The organism is Paenibacillus sp. FSL R7-0345 (genome assembly GCF_038595055.1).
GTDB lineage: Bacteria > Bacillota > Bacilli > Paenibacillales > Paenibacillaceae > Paenibacillus_AQ.
In genome coordinates, this window is the sequence record NZ_CP152002.1 from 6,184,082 (window position 1) to 6,202,814 (window position 18,733).

General features: G+C 52.0%; 9 protein-coding genes. 3 read left to right on the plus strand and 6 right to left on the minus strand.

Annotated features, from left to right (window positions below):
* Positions 1-8 precede the first annotated feature (8 nt).
* From NST84_RS26780 to NST84_RS26795, 4 genes are all read right to left on the minus strand, one after another.
* Entirely contained in the window at positions 9-1,091 is a 1,083-nt protein-coding gene (locus tag NST84_RS26780; protein WP_342563104.1) for a bifunctional 3-deoxy-7-phosphoheptulonate synthase/chorismate mutase, read from the minus strand.
* 497 nt (positions 1,092-1,588) lie between these two features.
* A complete protein-coding gene (locus tag NST84_RS26785; protein ID WP_342563105.1) occupies positions 1,589-3,895 on the minus strand; it encodes a PAS domain S-box protein in 2,307 nt (768 codons plus the stop codon).
* Between the two features lie 231 nt (positions 3,896-4,126).
* Entirely contained in the window at positions 4,127-4,525 is a 399-nt protein-coding gene (locus tag NST84_RS26790) for a response regulator (protein ID WP_342563106.1), read from the minus strand.
* A 138-nt stretch (positions 4,526-4,663) separates the two neighbouring features.
* A complete protein-coding gene (locus NST84_RS26795) occupies positions 4,664-5,338 on the minus strand; it encodes a Na-translocating system protein MpsC family protein (protein WP_342563107.1) in 675 nt (224 codons plus the stop codon).
* Between the two features lie 207 nt (positions 5,339-5,545).
* Between NST84_RS26795 and NST84_RS26800 the strand changes: the two genes are divergently transcribed.
* The 3 genes from NST84_RS26800 to NST84_RS26810 all read left to right on the plus strand — a co-directional run bounded on the left by NST84_RS26800 (position 5,546) and on the right by NST84_RS26810 (position 16,562).
* Positions 5,546-6,088 (plus strand): glutathione peroxidase, encoded by a 543-nt coding sequence (locus tag NST84_RS26800; protein ID WP_342563108.1) that lies wholly within the window; start codon positions 5,546-5,548, stop codon positions 6,086-6,088.
* 313 nt (positions 6,089-6,401) lie between these two features.
* Positions 6,402-10,691, plus strand: coding sequence for an S-layer homology domain-containing protein (locus NST84_RS26805; protein WP_342563109.1), 4,290 nt, complete (start codon positions 6,402-6,404; stop codon positions 10,689-10,691).
* Positions 10,692-10,730: 39 nt separating this feature from the next.
* A complete protein-coding gene (locus NST84_RS26810) occupies positions 10,731-16,562 on the plus strand; it encodes an S-layer homology domain-containing protein (protein WP_342563110.1) in 5,832 nt (1,943 codons plus the stop codon).
* 104 nt (positions 16,563-16,666) lie between these two features.
* Here NST84_RS26810 and NST84_RS26815 read toward each other — a convergent pair whose 3' ends face one another.
* Together NST84_RS26815 and NST84_RS26820 are read right to left on the minus strand one after the other, a co-directional pair.
* The gene (locus NST84_RS26815; protein WP_342563111.1) at positions 16,667-17,011 is read right to left on the minus strand and encodes a ferredoxin family protein; all 345 of its coding nucleotides are present in this window, start codon (positions 17,009-17,011) and stop codon (positions 16,667-16,669) included.
* Entirely contained in the window at positions 17,008-18,612 is a 1,605-nt protein-coding gene (locus tag NST84_RS26820) for an FAD-binding protein (RefSeq protein ID WP_342563112.1), read from the minus strand. Before NST84_RS26820 ends, NST84_RS26815 begins: the two co-directional genes overlap by 4 nt.
* Positions 18,613-18,733: the final 121 nt, after the last annotated feature.

An 18,733-nucleotide genomic window follows, 5' to 3' on the forward strand; every position in this document is an offset into this window, starting at 1 on the left:
CGAGCCATTTAATTTTGACGGAACAGCCCGGAAGCCTTAACCTCACTGTAGAAGGTGTTGAATTCCTCAATGTTCAGCTGCTGCGCCGCATCGGAAAGCGCTGTGGCCGGATCGGGATGAACCTCGACCATTATACCGTCGGCACCGGCGGCAAGTGCAGCCTTGGCACAAGGGATCAGGATATCCTTGCGTCCGGTAGAGTGTGTAACATCCACCAGCACCGGCAGATGGCTCTCCTGCTTGAGAATCGGAACGGCCGAAATATCCAGCGTATTCCGCGTCCATTTCTCGTAAGTGCGGATTCCGCGTTCGATCAGCATGACCTGCGTGTTGCCGCGCGACATGATATATTCAGCCGCATGCAGGAATTCCTCCATCGTTGCAGCAAGGCCCCGCTTCAGCAGCACCGGCTTGTTCAGCTCCCCCGCCGCCTTCAGCAGCTCGAAGTTCTGCATGTTGCGCGCGCCGATCTGGATAATATCCACATAGTCCAGCGCAGGCTCCAGATGGGCCGGATCAACGATTTCACTGATGGTCAGCAGGCCATATTCATCGGCTGCTTCGCGAAGGATGCGGAGTCCGTCCATCCCGAGCCCCTGGAAGTCATACGGTGAAGTCCGGGGCTTGAAGGCGCCGCCGCGCATTACTTTAATTCCGGCCTTTTGCAGGGCAGCTGCAACCGTTCGGGTCTGCAGCTCGCTTTCGACCGAGCAAGGTCCTGCAACCATTACCGAGGACAGGCCGCCAATCGCAACATCGCCCGGCAGGACGATAACTGTGTCTTCCTTGTGGCTTTTGCGGCTGACCAGCAGGCTTTTCTTATGTTCAGCAGACTGCAAATCCAGAGAAGCAGCGAAAATCTGTTTGAAGAGGCTGCGGATCGTTCCCGCGGTGAAAGGTCCCTTGTTGCTCGCTACAAGCTTCTCCAGCATCGCTTTTTCCCGTTCCGGATCAAACTTCGGCACGCCCTGCTTTTCTTTTACAACACCAATCTCCTGTACAACCTGCGCACGCTCCGAGATCAGCTCCAGCAGCTGTCCGTTAATCTCATCCAGGCGTGCTCTCAGTTCATCCAATTCCACATTTGTCATTTCCCTCTCACTCCCTCTTAGATAATCAGTATATTTATGAACGCAAAAAGGCCCCCCGCCGCAAGGGACGAGGAGCCGTGGTACCACCCTTATTTAGAGATCAGTCCAAAATTAAAAGCAGAAGAATGGAATTACCCTTTCCCCAGCCTGAACTACACTCTGTCTTACACCCGTTAACGCGGGGCGCGGACCCACCTACGCATAAATGCTGCAGCAGATACTTCAGGGGCCGACTCGGAAGTGAACTTCGGTACTAAACGTCTCCTGAGGGTGCTCTCAGTCTCCGGCACACCTTCCCTGTTAAGATCGGTATATAGTACTTACTCTCTTCGTCATAGTCTTTAATTGATATTCCAACGCTGTATATGGCGCCGGTTTCTGCTATCTTAATCAAAAAGCGTATGTGACGCAAGGGCTTATTGCACCGTTTTGCAGCTTTATTGCGATAAAATATCTTTTGCTTCATTCTTGTCCAAATATAGAACCTTTATTGCCTGCTATTCCCGGTCACGCGGAAACCTTACTCTCCCCGACTCATTGAAAAACTTGCCGATCAGGTTCGTAACAGCTTCACTCCGCAGCGGTTTGCTGATATATTCATCCATTCCGGCCTCCAGGCAATGCTCACGGTCGCCCTTAAGCGCATTGGCCGTAACCGCTATAATTACCGGCTGCTGCTCCGGGTCCAGCGACTGTCTGATAATCCGGGTAGCTTCCAGCCCGTTCATTCCCGGCATCTGCACGTCCATAAAGACCAGATCGTATTCTGTGTCCGTAGCCAGCTGTACAGCCTTCAGACCGTCAGCCACAACATCTACAGCGAAGCCGCGCTTCTCCAAAATTTTGCGGAGCACAATCTGGTTAATCTCATTGTCCTCGGCGACCAGAATCCGCAGACTCCGGCTAGGCTGCCCTGAAGCCGCAGGCAATATGCTGCCCTGCTCACCCGGCGGGCTGTCTGGCAGCCTGAGCCTGATCGTGAATTCAAACTCCGCCCCCTGCTGCACGCTGGTATTCAAACGGATAGATCCTCCCATCAGTTCGACAAGCTGCTTGGCAATCGCCAGTCCGAGGCCTGTACCTTCATGCCGCCGGCCCGTATGATCCAATTGGACAAACGGCTCGAACAGCCGGTTCCGGGAATCCTCAGGGATGCCAATTCCGGTATCGGCAACACTGAAGTGCAGCCTGACCTGCCCCTCCTGCCGTTCAAGCAGAGAGACTTTGACCGCTACGCCTCCGCTATAGGTGAACTTCACTGCGTTACCTACCAGATTAAGCAGCACCTGCTTGAGCCGCTCACTGTCTCCTATAACGGTAACGGGTACATCAGGATCAATACGGACGGTCATGCTCAGTCCTTTGACCTCGGCTTTGCGGAGGAGCAGCTCAAGCACAGAGTCTACACTGTCCTTAAGCACAAAAGGCTGCTCATGCAGCGCCGTTTTGCCTGCTTCATTCTTGGAGAAATCCAGAATATCGTTAATGATACTCAGAAGGGTGTCGCCGCTTTGCCGGATGATCTCCAGATATTCCCGCTGCGCAGAGCCAGGCTCGCTGATGTCAAGCAGCAGATCCGTCATCCCGAGCACACCGTTCATCGGGGTGCGGATTTCATGGCTCATCATGGCCAGGAATTCACCTTTGGCCCGGTTCGTATTCTCCGCCGTCTCCTTGGCAATCAGCAGCTTCTTCTGTTCAGTAATATCCTTAACAATAATATAGAATCCTACCTTGGCTTTATTAATGATGATCGGGGCAATGGAAATCAGTACTTCGACACTGTGGCCGTCCTTATGCCAGATAAGATCAAGATTCTGCTCCCTCGCACCATTAACTCCGTTATAGCGCAGCACCTCATCCAGCTGCTGCTCCCCGATAATGATGGCTGCACTCATCCCGGCCAGCTCAGGAATGGTGTAGCCGGTCAGCTGGCAGGCCTGCTCGTTGCCATTAATGATGTTACCGCGAAGATCCAGTGAAATAATCGCATCATGGTTATATTTTTTGAGTGAAGTGTAACGCTCGATTGATTCCTGCAGCTTCTGTTCAACATTTTTGCGTTCAGTGATATCCCGGCCTACAGCCAGTATCCCGGACGCTGCCTGATCCTCAAGGACGCGCAGCGTAAATTCCATCCAGACATAACGCCCGTCAGCATGAAGAACCCGCAGCTGTATCCTTGGCAGCTCCCCGGCTGACCGGCCGCGAAGACCGTTCACTACATCCAGATCATCCGGATGAATAAGACTGCTTATATTACGGCCGGTCAGCTGTTCGGGTTCATAACCCAGCACTTCCCGGACCGCAGGTGAACAATACCGGCAGATCTGATCGGGAGTAGCATAATACACGATGTCCCGGATATTGACCGCAATCAGCTTGTACAGCTCATCCCCGGAAACATTGCCGTCCGGCACCATTGCCTCATCTTGCTGCTTTTTCAGATGAATCATGTAATATAGCGCAGCCCCTGTGGAGGGGTCGCTGATAAGCATTGTATGCAGAAGCAGCGGAACCACCTGGCCAAGCGCATGAACCATCCCGATTCCGCTTTCAAAAAAGGGAACCCCGCTTTCTTTCAGAGCCCCCATCTTCCCGGTATATAATTCAACAAAATCCCTGCATAAAAGCTCTCTAAAATCATGCCCCAGCAGTTGTTTTTCCGTATACCCCAGCATTGAGGTTATTTCAGGACTGACGCTTGTCCATTTTTGCTCAATAGAGAGAAAGGCTGCTCCGGCAATACCCGCCTGATCCGTCTGCCCGAAAGGGGAATACGCTTCTGGAAGCTGTCTAACCATCTGATCCACCGCCCATTTGTGGAGTATTAAAATTCATTCAATTAATTAAAATCTGTAATAATAATATCTTGCATCTACGGGCGAAAGTCAAATGCTTATATCAGGAAAAAAACACCACTTTACTCCAGAAAAAGTAACTGTATAGCGTGTCACTTCTTTTTACTGACAAACCGGCTATCAGACAGAGTTCTCCCCAGTTCTCCACCTTGGATAATATTCGTTATTCCCGCCCTATGGAGTATACGGGTCTCCGGCTAGAAGTTCTTTTACGATGTGTGTAAAGACTTTAACCTGGAACGGTTTAGTAATGTAAGCAGCAAAGCCAGTTGCCTTGGCTTGTTCAATATCCGAACGTTGTGCAAATGCACTGATAGCCATTACAGGTATATGGCGTGTACTCTCATCTGACTTCAGCGTGTCCATCGCTTCATATCCGTTCATACCGGGTAAGCCAATGTCCATAATAATCAGATCCGGCACCCTGTAGGATGCAATCTCCAGTCCAAGTTCAGCTGTTTCAGCTTTCAGCAGCAATACGGAGGGCAGATGTTTTTTGAAGATATGATGCATTAACACCATATTCAGCTCATTATCTTCCACATATAGCACGCTCTGCTGATACTCCTCCATTTGCCGAATTCCCCCCAAAAAAGTTACTGTTTACCATTGTTATAAAAATGAAAAAGCCGAAGAAAGGGACCTATCCCCCTTCTTCGGCTCATGTTCGGCTCATTCTCATGTCCGACTCATTTCCGCCCAATATATAGTTTAGTGAAACGTATATGCGATCACACTTGTATCCTTATCAAAGTCCCAGTCCACATAAATATCCGAAAGCTCCTTGCGCAGCATCGGTGCAATCGTGGTGGTGTCTTCCAGATAGCGTTTTTCCATTTTTCGTTTGGTTGTTTTGAGTGTATTCTCGTAGCCGAGGCCGATCAGTTCCTTCTCCAAAGGAATCAGAATGCCTTCGCGCTTGATGATCAGAATACGGGGTCCCAACCACCAGGAGTCGGTAAATACAGGTTCCTTCTGTACTTTTCGGCTTACTTCGTTGATCTGGGCATGAACCTCATCACGTCCGGCGTAATCCTCGCCAACCACCCCTTCGTTTTTGAGGAGGGCAACAATCATCCCGGAAGCGTTATGTATACCCCAATCATAAAAAATCTCACTGACCTCAATAGCCATCGTTTCCTTCAGGTAGTCCGAGAGCTCGGGAAGCAGGGATTTCATCAGCAGCTCCCGTGTATAACGGAATGCCTGCTCTTCTTCTTTGTTCAGCAGAAATCTCTCTACAGGCCCGATAAAATTCCGGATATGCAGCGCAATACACTGCGGCCCGATGGAAGCATGTATCGATTCCGGACCTTTTCCGAAACGTTCTCTAAGTAATCTTCCTGTGAAACTGGAAAGTTGGCTAGTAAGTTCTGTAGTGCTCATTAAATTTCCTCCAGCAATATATTCTTTTCAATACCTGGGGAGATGCTCTGCCTGCTGAAGAAACGGTTCGTTCATCTTAGTATAAGCTTAACAGCCTGCTTCGTACATAAAAAAAATCAACCGTCTATTTGACACCCGTAATTAAATTGTATACAATTCAATTGTTAAATTCTATTCACTGTTAATTCCGGGAGGCTGAAGCTGCCAATGAGTGTCTATACATACGCTGCCCGCAATATCCGCGGGAAAGAAACGAGCCTTGAGCAATATAAGGGAAAAGTCCTGCTGATTGTAAATACCGCCAGCAAATGCGGGTTTACCCCGCAATATTCAGACTTGCAAAAGCTTTATGAGAAATTCCAGGAACGAGGCTTCCAGATCCTCGGCTTCCCCAGCAACCAGTTCGGGGAAGAACCAGGCTCTAATGAAGAGGTGGATGTATTCTGCCAGATAAACTATGGGGTTAGCTTCCCCCTTTTTGAAAAAATTGATGTCAAAGGACCGGATAAACATCCTTTATTCAGCTTTTTGACCACTGAGGCGGGCTTTGCCGGCTTCGATCAGGGTCATTCCGGCAGCAGGCTGCTGCAGAAGATGCTTGAGGAACGTGACCCCGCTTCCCTTACGGATGATGAAGTAAAATGGAATTTCACCAAATTTCTGATCGACCGCGAGGGCAATGTAGTGCAGCGGTTTGAGTCTCCGGTTGATCCGCTGGATATTGAGCCCGCTGTGGAGGCATTGTTGTAGGACGCTATTGACACATATTTTTTTAAAATGTACAAAAGCTTTTGCGAATATCCGTTAGCCTCTAACTGGCTGACGGATATTTTTTTGTTTTATCCTTGTAGATCTTTTATACGGATAATGAATTGCGTCTTTTTACCCATTTTCAGTTCAATGAACATATTTTCCAACGCTCATCTTTCATCACACAGCGATAAACATCACTTTAGAACTATAAAATATATAAATTTTCCGAAAATTTTGTCGATATATGACTTATAGATTCTAAAATCCAAAAAAGTCAGTCATAAAAGGATTATTTCAGGGGGTTATATTATTGAGTAGCATTTCAGTGAAATGGGGAGCCGTTCTTATAGCTCTTAATACTTTGTTTGGCACGGCAGCTTACGCAGATGCAGCCTCTGCCGGACAAACAGCGGTGTTTACCGATCTCAAGCAGGCAGACCCGTCCAAAATTTCTGCCATTCTCGATGCTGCAGAAAAGGGATACTTGAGCGGTGATCCGAACGGCCAGTTCCGGCCGGAAGCTACAATCACCCGGCAGGAACTGGCCGTGATCCTGACCAAAGTCTTAAGCCTGAAATCCGACTCCAAAGCATTTTCTCTTTATAAGGATGTATCTGACTCCAGTTGGAGTACCTACGCTATAGAAGCGGTCAAGCAAGCCGGGATTATGACTGGTGACGGCAATGGACGTTTTAATCCTTCACGGCCTGTGACCACAGAGGAACTGGCAACTATTATTGTAAGAGCCATTAATGGAAGCGGAGCGCGCAGTATGCTGGCTAATCCGGCTGAAAACGGTACTGTAATCAGCGCATGGGCCAAAACATCCGTTGACGTTGCCGCACAGCTAAAGCTTTCCGAGCTTTTCGAGAATATCTCTAACCCAAAAGCTGCGGTTCAGCGCCAGGATATTGCATCGCTCTTACTCTATACATTTAGTCAAACCGAGCAATCCGCTGTAATCACCAGGATAAACAGGGATTTTGTAACCATCGGTGATACCTCCTACCTTATTGAAGGCCCGCTCAAGGAGCTGATCGGGGATACCAACCGTGAAGCGCTTGAAGGCGCAGTGCTCAAATTCAGCTCGCTAAACCGTCATGTGAGCGGATTGCAAGAGCTGGAAATTGTAAAAAAAGGCGCTCAGCTGTATACTGCCAGTCTTCCTTCCAACACCCTGCTCAGCATTTCTGCGGATGATGTAACGATTAACGGAGATGTAACGGGTGAACTCAAGCTAAATGAAGGCGCCTCCAAAATTCAACTACAAGGAAATATCAACCAGTTCACTATTAATTCTTCCTTGTCTATCGCCATTAACGGCAATGGTTCATTACAGAACCTAAAAGTTAATTCAGGCTCGAAGATTACTATTGATCCGTCCCTGTCCATACAAACACTGCATCTGCCGGATAACGTACTACCCGCGCAAATCATCCAGAACTACATAGCCATTCAGAGCAACATCAAGCATGTTCAGACGGCTTCCGGAGCTATTGTAATTACCGCTCCGATAACCAGTGTCTCCACTGGTAATCAACATGCGGCGAACCATGCGCCAACTGTGGCGAACCTTATTCCGGCTTTAAGCAGATCTGTAGCAGATGGTTCGCAAACAGTCGCACTTAGCTCTGTTTTTGCCGATCTGGACGGCGATGCGCTTACTCTCTCAGCCGTGTCCTCTGACACGGGCGTGGCCACTGTTTCGGTAACCGGAACTACGCTAAGCATTATACCGGTTACTGCGGGAACCACAACCATTACCGTTACTGCGAATGACGGCAACGGCGGAACGATCGATGCGACCTTCATTGCTGTCTTCACTGCTCCGGTTCCGGTAAATCATGCGCCGACCGTGGCGAACAGCCTCTCGAATTTGAATAAGTCTGTCAATGACGGATCGCAGATGGTGGGTCTTGGTTCAATCTTTGCCGATCTGGACGGCGACGCGCTTACTCTCTCAGCCGTGTCCTCTGACACGGGCGTGGCCACTGTTTCGGTAACCGGAACTACGCTAAGCATTATGCCGGTTACTGCGGGAACCACAACCATTACCGTGACCGCCAATGACGGTAACGGCGGAACGGTCGATACCGGATTTACCGTTGTATTCACTGCTCCGGCTCCGGTAAACCATGCGCCGACTGTGGCAAATACCATCTCAGACTTGAACAAGTCTGTCGATGACGGATCGCAAACCAAGGACCTCAGCTCCGTCTTCGCCGATCAGGACGGCGATTCGCTCACTCTCTCGGCCGTGTCCTCCGACACCGGCGTGGCTACCGTTTCGATCAGCGGCAACACGCTGACTGTGGTACCGGTTAACGCGGGAACCACAACCATTACCGTTACTGCGAATGACGGCAACGGCGGTACGGTTGACGCGACCTTCACCGCTGTATTTACTCCGCCGGTTCCGGTCAACCATGCACCAACCGTGGCAAATACCATCTCAGACTTGAACAAGTCTGTCGATGATGGGGTGCAGACAACTGACCTTAGCTCAGTCTTCGCCGATCTGGACGGTGACACGCTTTCCTTCTCAGCGGTGTCGTCCAACACTGGTGTGGCTACTGTTTCGGCGAGCGGCAATACGCTGAGCATTATGCCGGTTAACGCGGGAACCACAACCATTACCGTTACTGCGAATGACGGCAACGGTGGAACGGTCGACGCCAGCTTCACCGCTGTCTTTTCACCTCCGGTTCCGGTGAACCATGCACCGACCGTGGCGAACAGCATCTCGAATTTGAACAAGTCTGTCGATGACGGATCGCAAACCAAGGATCTCAGCTCCGTCTTCGCCGATCTGGACGGTGATGCGCTTACTCTCTCAGCGGTGTCCTCTGACACGGGCGTGGCTACCGTTTCGGTGAGCGGCGCTACGCTGAGCATTGTGCCGGTTACTGCGGGAACCACAACCATTACCGTTACTGCGAATGACGGCAACGGCGGAACGGTCGACGCCAGCTTCACCGCTGTCTTCACTGCTCCGGTTCCGGTCAACCATGCGCCGACTGTGGCAAATACCATCTCAGACTTGAACAAGTCTGTCGATGACGGATCGCAAACCAAGGACCTCAGCTCCGTCTTCGCCGATCAGGACGGCGATTCGCTCACTCTCTCGGCCGTGTCCTCCGACATCGGCGTGGCTACCGTTTCGATCAGCGGCAACACGCTGACTGTGGTACCGGTTAACGCGGGAACCACAACCATCACTGTCACTGCTGATGATGGCAACGGCGGAACGATTGAAGCGACCTTCACCGCTGTATTTACTCCGCCGGTTCCGGTCAACCATGCACCAACCGTGGCGAACAGCATCTCGAATTTGAACAAGTCTGTCGATGATGGGGTGCAGACAACTGACCTTAGCTCAGTCTTCGCCGATCTGGACGGTGACACGCTTTCCTTCTCAGCGGTGTCATCCAACACTGGTGTGGCTACTGTTTCGGCGAGCGGCAATACGCTGAGCATTATGCCGGTTAACGCGGGAACCACAACCATTACCGTTACTGCGAATGACGGCAACGGCGGTACGGTTGACGCGACCTTCACCGCTGTATTTACTCCGCCTGTTCCGGTCAACCATGCACCAACCGTGGCGAACAGCATCTCGAATTTGAACAAGTCTGTCGATGATGGGGTGCAGACAGCTGACCTGAGCTCGGTCTTCGCCGATCTGGACGGTGACACGCTTTCCTTCTCAGCGGTGTCCTCCAACCCTGGCGTGTCTACTGTTTCGGTGAGCGGCAGCACGCTGACTATCGTCCCGGTTAGCGCCGGAACAACTACGATCACCGTTACTGCTGATGATGGCAACGGCGGAACGGTCGATGCGAGCTTCACTGCTGTCTTTACCGCTCCAGTTCCGGTAAATAATGCACCGACTGTGGCAAACAACATCTCCGACTTGAACAAGTCTATCGATGATGGTACACAAACGACCGATCTCAGTTCGGTCTTCAGTGATGAAGACGGCGACGCGCTTACTCTTTCGGCCGTGTCCTCTAACCCTGGCGTGGCTACCGTTTCGGTGAGCGGCAGCACGCTGACCATTGTACCGGTTAGCGCAGGAACCACAACCATTACCGTGAGCGCCAATGACGGCAACGGCGGCACGGTCGACGCGACCTTCACAGTTACTTTTACTGATGCCGTACCTAATGCTACAGGTATATTCATATCGGAAACTGTTTTTGGCAGTGATTATCTGCAGGCTATTGAACTTTATAATCCTACAGGCGAGAGTATTGACCTATCCAAACTACGAATAGAACGTTCGGACAGTACAGATGTCATAGAGATAGACGATCCGACGGTTGAGCTTAATTCTAAACAAGCTATCGTTATTACTGGTCCTCTCGGAGACTCTTATGACTATTTCTCCCAATCTTTTTTAATTACCGATGACACTAATCCGGTTACCTTATATCTTTATTACGATAATGTACTGGTTGATATAGCTGTAATCAGCCCGTATCAATCCCTCGCGCGGAAATCCGGCAGGATTATTGGATCTACCACCTATGAAGACAGTGACTGGATCGATAGAGGAACAGATTATACAGCTGATCTGCGAACCTATGAGGTTGACTAAATCTTTATTTCTTTTCAATTTGACCCGGGAGGCACACTCATGACCATGAATAAGTTTCAAAAAATAGCCCTGTCTTCCCTGCTGGCCGCAGCACTTCCTCTTTCGAGCGCTGCCGCTGCTGCTGGCCCCGTACCAAGCTCCAGCTCTTCCAGTAATCTTGCGCAGCTGAAGGATGCCAGCCTCATTAAGAGCTCACTGCTTGAATCCGTGAACCGCGCCGTGGAGCTTGGCCTGATGGGCGGTTACAGTGACGGAAAATTCCATCCTGCTGACATTGTCAGCAGACAAGAGCTGGCCGCCATGCTATTCCGTACGCTGGAGCTTTTGCCGGCAACAGCCAAAACCGCATATACAGACGTCAAAGCAGCCAGCTGGAGCAGCAGCTCCATCAACGCAATTACTGCGGCCGGTATTATGTCAGGCGATGGAACAGGAAAGTTCTGGCCTAAGGCGCCGATTACCCGCCAGGAATCAGCGGCAATGCTGGTGCGTGCTTCCGGGCAGGAGATTATCCCTGAGACCGCAGACTTTACCCCGCCTGCAGATTGGAGCAGTGTGGCTGATTGGGCCAAACCGTATGTGCGCACCGCCATCGTTAAGGGATACATGTTTCTTACGGACGGTAAGTTTCTGCCAAAAGCAGGAGTTCAGCGGCAGGAGATGGCAGGACTGCTTATTTCGACGTTCTTCTCTAATACAACGATGGAGAATTTGCAGAGTATTAACAGCGGCAGCGCTGTAATCAGCGGTGTGAAGTTCGCCTTGTCGGACCCATCTGCAAGCCTTATTAACCCCGACAACCAGGACGTTCTGAAAAAAGCCGAAGTTTCCTTTTCCTCCAGCGGCAGAACCATTCAATCCCTGAACACACTGTATCTGAACAGCAGCGGTAAAGAACCGGTTGCAGGACAGGAGGAATTCAGTGGCAATCTCGTACTTGACGGACATGGCGCAACACTGGATGGAAATTTGGAGATTCGCGGAGATTACCTGTCCGTACGCAATCTGACTGTTCGCGGGGACCTGATCATCACCCCAAAGCTGCTGCATGATTTTAAAGCCTCAAATGTAAAAGTGCTCGGTGAAACGAAGGTGTTAGGCGGCGACAGCAATACTGTAGTGTTTGAAGATTCTACCCTGAATACAGTGGATGTTAATAAAACAGGCGTACATCTTGAAACGACAGGCAGCACTACAGCCGAAAAAGTCACCGTCTCCTCTGATGCAACGATCAGCGCAAATGCGGCAACCCCACTAAGCGATGTTGTTATTACTGGAACCGCCAGCCAGGTTGCTCTCAACGGTACTGTCAACAGCACAACAATAACGGGAGACCAACCCTTTACTCTGACCGGAAATGCTTCCATTACTAACCTGAATGTTCAAGGTACCGGTAACGTGGCGCTAAATAGTACAGGTACTGTGCAAAATCTGCAGGTAAACAGCAGCTCTAACGTTACAGTGAACACTACAACAGTGCAGACTACAACTAATACGTCCACATCCACGACCACCTTTTCGACTCCAGTTATAAATACGGCACCCAAAGTTGTTGCACCGGTTGCAGACCGCCTACTTACAATTGGTACCAGCGAAGTTATCGATCTTGCTGGCGTATTTAAAGATGATGAACAAACCCAGCTTAAGTTAGTGGCTGTCTCGGGTAGCTCTTCTGTAGTTAGAGCTGTCTTAAACGGTAACCTACTGACACTCAGTCCGTTAAAAGCCGGCAGCAACGTCACCATTCTGCTGTCTGCAGATGATCAGAACGGAAAGAAAACGACATCCAGCTTCAAAGTCACTGTGAATACTCCGCCGGCTACAACAGCCGCAGTCGCTAATCAGTTAGTTGTAATTGGCGATGCCCCCCGTGAAATTGATTTGAACAGCTGGTTCAGCGATGCTGATTCAGACAGCCTGATCTACGAGGCAGTAAGCAGCAATCCTGTGATCGCTACAGCTCAGATCTCGGGCAAAAGACTCACTGTGACAGGCCATACTGCCGGCACAGCCAAGGTTAAGCTCACTGCAAAAGATGGCCGTGGCGGTACAGCCGAAACCGAAATCACAGTTACGGTCAATAAAAATCCCGCGGCAGGTAATATGGATGACCAGCTGCTGCAGATTAACGGAGCTCCGGTTGAGTTCCCGCTGGAGCTGCTTTTCTCGGATGATGATCCTGATCCCCTTACTTTCACTGCCGTATCCAGTGATCCGGCCAGTGTAGGAACGGCAGTATACGGCGATAAGCTGGTTTTGACACCGCAGGTGCATGGTAGAGCAACCGTTACAGTACATGCGGAGGACGGACGCGGCGGTTCGAGCCAGATCACTTTTACCGTTAATGTCAACACTGTTCCGCAAGTGTTGACCATTCCGGCAAGATCGATCAAAGGTACAGATGAGCCGGCCACGGTCCAGCTTTCTGTTTATTTCAATGATGAAGACGGAGATCTGCTTACTTATTCGGTGCAGTCAAGTAACCCGGCAGTTGCCACAGCCGAAGTTTCCGATGATACATTGAAACTAACTCCTTTCGGGCATGGAACCACTACAATATCCGTGCTGGCCAATGACGGCTACGCCGGTATTGTCTCGGCAAGCTTTGAGCTTACTGTAAATGATCCGCCAGAGATCGGGGCTGCAAAACTGGGTAATCACGCGCTGCAGGAGAACGGTGAAAAGCTGACACTCGACCTGGACACTGCTTTTACTGATCCCGACAGCGATGACCTCACTTACACGGCGGCCAGCTCGGATAACAGCATTGCTGCCGCAGCTGTTGCAGGCAATATTTTAAGTGTAACGCCAAAAGCTCACGGGACCGCAACAATTACAGTGACAGCAAAAGATCAATTCGGCGGCACTGCACAGCAGACTTTTACCGCTGACGTTAATGGCAAGCCGGTTGTTTCGGCTGTCACTGCCCAGCCGCTGCCGCAATACGGTCTTCCGCAGGAGCTTCAGCTTTCCTCCTATTTCACTGATCCGGAAGGGGCTACTCTCGTGTATGCCGCTTCCTCAGCGGACACTGCAATAGTTGAAGCTGCGGTAACCGGCAGCAAGCTTACCTTGACGCAGAAATCTCCGGGAACAACTATCATTACTGTTCAAGCAAATGACGGTAAGGGCGGAATCACCGAGCATAGCTTTAATATTACAGTGCTCAGCAATCAGGCTCCGGTCTTTGCCGGCACTGACAAACAGATCCTGCAGGAGAACGGCAGCTCCGTCGATCTCGAGCTGTCATTAATCTTCAGTGATCCGGAGCAGGATGCGATCTTCTACAATACTGTATCGGAAGACTCCAGCATTGCTACCTCATCCATTTCCGGAAGCAAGCTTACGCTTACACCTAAAGCAAGCGGCACTGTTAAGATTAACGTGACGGCCCGTGACGATAAGGGCAATGAAACTAACGAGAATATTGAAGTGCTGGTTAATGCGGCTCCAGTCGCTGCTGCGGGAAGTCTTCAGGATCTGGATTTGCAGGAAAGCGACATTACCCGGGATATCAATCTGCTGACTGCTTTTTCCGACCCAGAGGGCGGTGCGCTGACCTATACGGTGACCAGCTCGGACATTAGCATTGCCTCTGCAGCTATCACCGGCAGTATCCTGAGCGTAACACCAAAAGCTCATGGAACCGTGACGCTGACTGTGACGGCGAAGGATAACTATGAAGGTACTACCCAGCGGACGTTTACCGTTGACGTTAATGCCAAGCCGGTTGTCACGGCTATCACAGCCCAGCAGCTGCCGCAATACGGGCTTCCGCAGGAGCTTCAGCTGTCTTCCTATTTCACTGACCCTGATGGGGATACAATTGTGTACTCTGTTTCCTCAGCTGATACCGCAACAGTCGAAGCTGCTGTGACCGGCAGCAAGCTTACCTTGACGCAAAAAGCTCCGGGAACAACTACTGTCACTATTCAGGCCAATGACGGTAAGGGTGGAATCACAGAGCACAGCTTTAATGTTACGGTGCTGAAGAATCAGGCCCCGGTCTTTGCCGGTACTGACAAACAGATCCTGCAGGAAAACGGCAGCGCCTCCGACCTCGAGCTGTCCGCTATTTTCAGTGATCCGGAGCAGGATGCGATCTCTTACAGTGCTGTATCAGAAGACCCCGGCATCGCTACCGCTTCACTTGCCGGAAGTAAGCTTACACTTACACCTAAAGCACCCGGCACCGTTAAGATTAAAGTGACAGCCAGTGACGATAAGGGCAATGAAACTGTCGAAAACATTGAAGTATTCGTAAACGCAGCTCCAATTGCCACTGCGGGAAGCCTGCCGGATTTAAATTTGCAGGAGAACGACAGCGCACAGGAGATTAATCTGCAGCCTGCCTTTACTGATCCGGAAGGCGGTGCGCTTACTTATACTGCCGAATCAAACAACCCGGCAAAAGCGGCAGTATCTGTATCGGATGGCAAACTTACAATTACACCAAAAGCGCCCGGTTCCCCCGTCATCCAGGTGACTGCCACCGATGCTAACGGGGGCAAAACACAGGTGTCCTTTACCGTAAATGTCAACGCCGTACCAAAGGCAGTAACCGGCAAGCTAGGGGATACAACGCTCTACTTAAGCAGTCCGGCGGCTGAAATAATTCTGGGTGCAGCCTTCACCGATGCTGATGGAGATACGCTCAGCTTCAGTGCCAGCTCAAGTAACAGCAGCAGCGTCACTGCAGCTGTTACGGGCAGCACTCTGAAGCTGACCCCGGCAGCTGCAGGAACCGCTATAATTGAAGTAACTGCACAGGATCAGCGCGGAGGACAAGCTACAGCCTCATTTACGGTGACTGTGTCCGCTGCACCGCCGAATAAAGCACCGGTAGCAGTAGCTACAATTTCACCGCAGCTTCTGACGCCCGGTGTCACCAATACGCGCAATTACGACCTGTCCCAGCTCTTTGAAGATGCTGACGGTGACAGCCTGACCTTTACAGCCGTCATCGATAATGCAGCAGCCGGAACCGTCGAGGTTTCGGGAAGTACGTTATCTTTGTCAGCGGCAGCCAATACTTCCGCCAGCGGTCAGGTAACGGTTACGGCTTCAGACGGCAAGGGCGGAACAGGAACCTACAGCTTCCCGTTAAGAACGGCTCAGCTTGTAACTGACGGGTTCGTAGCCATCCGTACCAAGACTGGGGTACAGTCTATCTCTTACGATATTTCGAAGCTGTTTCCGGGCCAGACAACCTTTACAGAGTATTTCGGGACCGCTGACAGTACCTTTACCGGTCCGACAACACTGAACGGTACCACCTGGACAGGCCAGCCAATGCCCGGGGGCTATATATGGATCATTGGCGCTGACGGGCGGGCGATCGTGCTGTCCATTACAGTGACCCCGCAAGGATCCGGCGAGCTGTTCTTCTCAGAATATCTGGATGGCGGAGACGGACGAATCGCTCTGGAGCTATTTTACAAAAATACAGGTACTCCAATTGCGAACCCCCAGGGGTATACCGTTGAAGTGTACAGGTATATGAAGAATACTAAGACCATCGTGAGTACATCTGTACCTATTAATTCAGGATGGCCGACTCAACCGCCTTACATTTTTATCGACAATATTTTTTACGATGCGTTTGATATTATGAATATCTGGTATTACAATGACGAGCTTTCACTCTATGATCCAACCCAATTTGACGTTGTAGCCATTGTCCTCAAAAAGAACGGTCAAATCGTGGATATGTTAGGCAATCCGACATCCACCCAGAAATTTCTGCCGTCCGGCGGAACGATTGTCCGCAAGCCCGGCATTTATACCGGCTCGCAGCAGTTCTCGCTGGAGGGAGAATGGAACGTGTTCCCTAAAGGAAGCTATCAGTTCTTCGGAAATCACTCGATTTAATAAAAAAAGACTCTGAATGAACAAAAGAACCCATCCTCCACAATCGTGGAAGATGGGTTCTTTCCGTATTCATCCGACTTTTTGATTGCGCTTGAATTGCTTACTTATTGGCCCCGGTACGTCTCCGTGAACACCTCAAAGAAAGGCGTTGTATCCCGCTCCGCCATCGTCTCCTCTGCCCCCGGATTCCAGCCGATCTCCGCCCGCCAGCTGCCGAGCAGCCCTGAGCTGATCAGCTCCTGTTCATTAACCTGAACGGATACCTCGCCTTGCGGTGCTACATATAGCGCGTCCACAGGACAGTAGGCTTCGCACATGAAGCAGGTCTGGCAGTCCTCCTGCCGGGCAATAACGGCAAGCTTGCCCTGCATCTCAAACACATTGGTCGGGCACACCTTCACACACAGCTTGCAGCCGATACAGCGGTCCCTGCTGACCAGTTCGATCATATGACCTGCTCCTTTCTCGCTGCCTGCAGCTCATGGGCATGCGGCACCTGCTCTGTACTGGTCCTGATCTGGTGGATACCCGAGAGGATCAGCCGGTGGGTCTGGCGCGGGTCCAGCGCCGGATATTCTGCTAGCCGCTGCAGCCCCCGGCTCTCTTTGCGGGCCAGCGCAGCGGTGTAGATCCAGCGGCCGGCCTGCAGCATGGCCGCCGCTTCGCGGGACTGCACGATGCCCTGTACCGTGGCCGGCGGGCGGCCGGTGATATAGGGCATCAGGCTATCCAGCCGCTGCAGCGCGGCGGCGACCCCTGGCTCGCTGCGGAAATAATTGATCCGCAGCGGCAGGATCTCCTGCTGGACCGCCGCGGTCAGCGGCTTCGGGTCCAGCGTCCCGCTTGCCGAGGCACCGCCGGCGAGCCCCAGGCGGCCGGCGGCGCGGAGCGGCCGGCTGTCTGCCCGGCGCGGCTGCGCCAGCGCGTGCCGCGCTGCTCCCTGGCCAGCCCAGCTGCCGCTGCAGATGGCCCAGGAAGCGTTGTAGGCGCCGCCGCCGGAGATGGCGCCGGTGACCTTCTCGCGGGAGGCCGCATCTCCGGCGGCGTACAGGCCCGGCACCGTGGTGCTGCAGTCGGTGCCGGTGAGGCGCAGGCCGCCCGTGCCGCGCATCGTGCCTTCATAGCGGAGCGTGAGTGGGAATTTATCCTTGAACGGATTAATCCCCGCCCGCTCCAGCGGCATGAAAAAGATCGGATGGGCGTTACGCAGGAACTGCTGCTTCGCTTCCGTGTCAGCCAGGTCCAGCGAGGCATAGACCGGACCTTTGAGCATCAGATCCGGGATGCTGCCGAAGGTGCGGTCGCCGCGGTGCAGCGGATTGCCCGCCGCATCGTACAGCGTTGCCCAGGCCAGCATCCGGCCGCGCGTCACCGTGCCGCCAGCAAAGCTCGGAGCATACTGCCGGGTAAATTCCATACCCGAAAGTTCAGCTCCTGCCTCAGCTGACATCAGCAGGCCTTCGCCTGTGAGCACGTTGCAGCCCAGGCCTTTGCTGAGGAAAGCACAGCCGCCGGTCGCCATAACCACCGCATTTGCCCGCACCTCCCAGGTTTCCCCGGTCAGTCGGTTAATGCCGCGGGCTCCGCCGACGCCATGCTCATCATGCAGCAGCTCCAGTGCCGGAGACTGGTCCAGAATTCTGATACCGGCCTTACGTACAACCCGCCGCATAATCTTCATATATTCCGGACCGTGCAGATGGGTCCGCAGCGGATTGCCGTCCCCGTCCTTCGGAAAAGGGTAGCCCCACTCCTCAATCTGCTGCAGATTCTGCTCCACCTGATCCAGCACCCGGTGAATCCAGCTGTTCTCTGACAGGTAGCCGCCTGCCCGTAATCTGGCCTGAACCGCCTCATCCCGCAGCTCGGCTACCGGCGGAATCACCAGCAGAGTTGTCCCGCCCGGCGCCGTAGCGCCGCTTGTTCCGAGGTAGCCTTTATCGGCGAGAATGACCTGTGCCCCTTGCGAGGCTGCATGCCATGCCGCCCATGCCCCGGCCGGGCCTCCGCCCAGCACAAGCACATCTGTAGTTATCTGCTGTTGCGGCATTGTATTCCTCCTTAAAATGTGTGATAGCTCTCGCTGTGTGGCATTCGCGGCCTTTTTAAGTAATTTCATGCCCAGAAATAGGCTCGGTAGATCGTTGGATCGGTAGCTCAGTAGCTCAATA

Bases quoted from the DNA above. Each gene is read 5' to 3' on its own strand.
- NST84_RS26780 (WP_342563104.1), bottom strand. From the start codon at position 1,091: ATGACAAATGTGGAATTGGATGAACTGAGAGCACGCCTGGATGAGATT.
- NST84_RS26785 (WP_342563105.1), bottom strand. From the start codon at position 3,895: ATGGTTAGACAGCTTCCAGAAGCGTATTCCCCTTTCGGGCAGACGGAT.
- NST84_RS26790 (WP_342563106.1), bottom strand. From the start codon at position 4,525: ATGGAGGAGTATCAGCAGAGCGTGCTATATGTGGAAGATAATGAGCTG.
- NST84_RS26795 (WP_342563107.1), bottom strand. From the start codon at position 5,338: ATGAGCACTACAGAACTTACTAGCCAACTTTCCAGTTTCACAGGAAGA.
- NST84_RS26800 (WP_342563108.1), top strand. From the start codon at position 5,546: ATGAGTGTCTATACATACGCTGCCCGCAATATCCGCGGGAAAGAAACG.
- NST84_RS26810 (WP_342563110.1), top strand. From the start codon at position 10,731: ATGACCATGAATAAGTTTCAAAAAATAGCCCTGTCTTCCCTGCTGGCC.
- NST84_RS26815 (WP_342563111.1), bottom strand. From the start codon at position 17,011: ATGATCGAACTGGTCAGCAGGGACCGCTGTATCGGCTGCAAGCTGTGT.
- NST84_RS26820 (WP_342563112.1), bottom strand. From the start codon at position 18,612: ATGCCGCAACAGCAGATAACTACAGATGTGCTTGTGCTGGGCGGAGGC.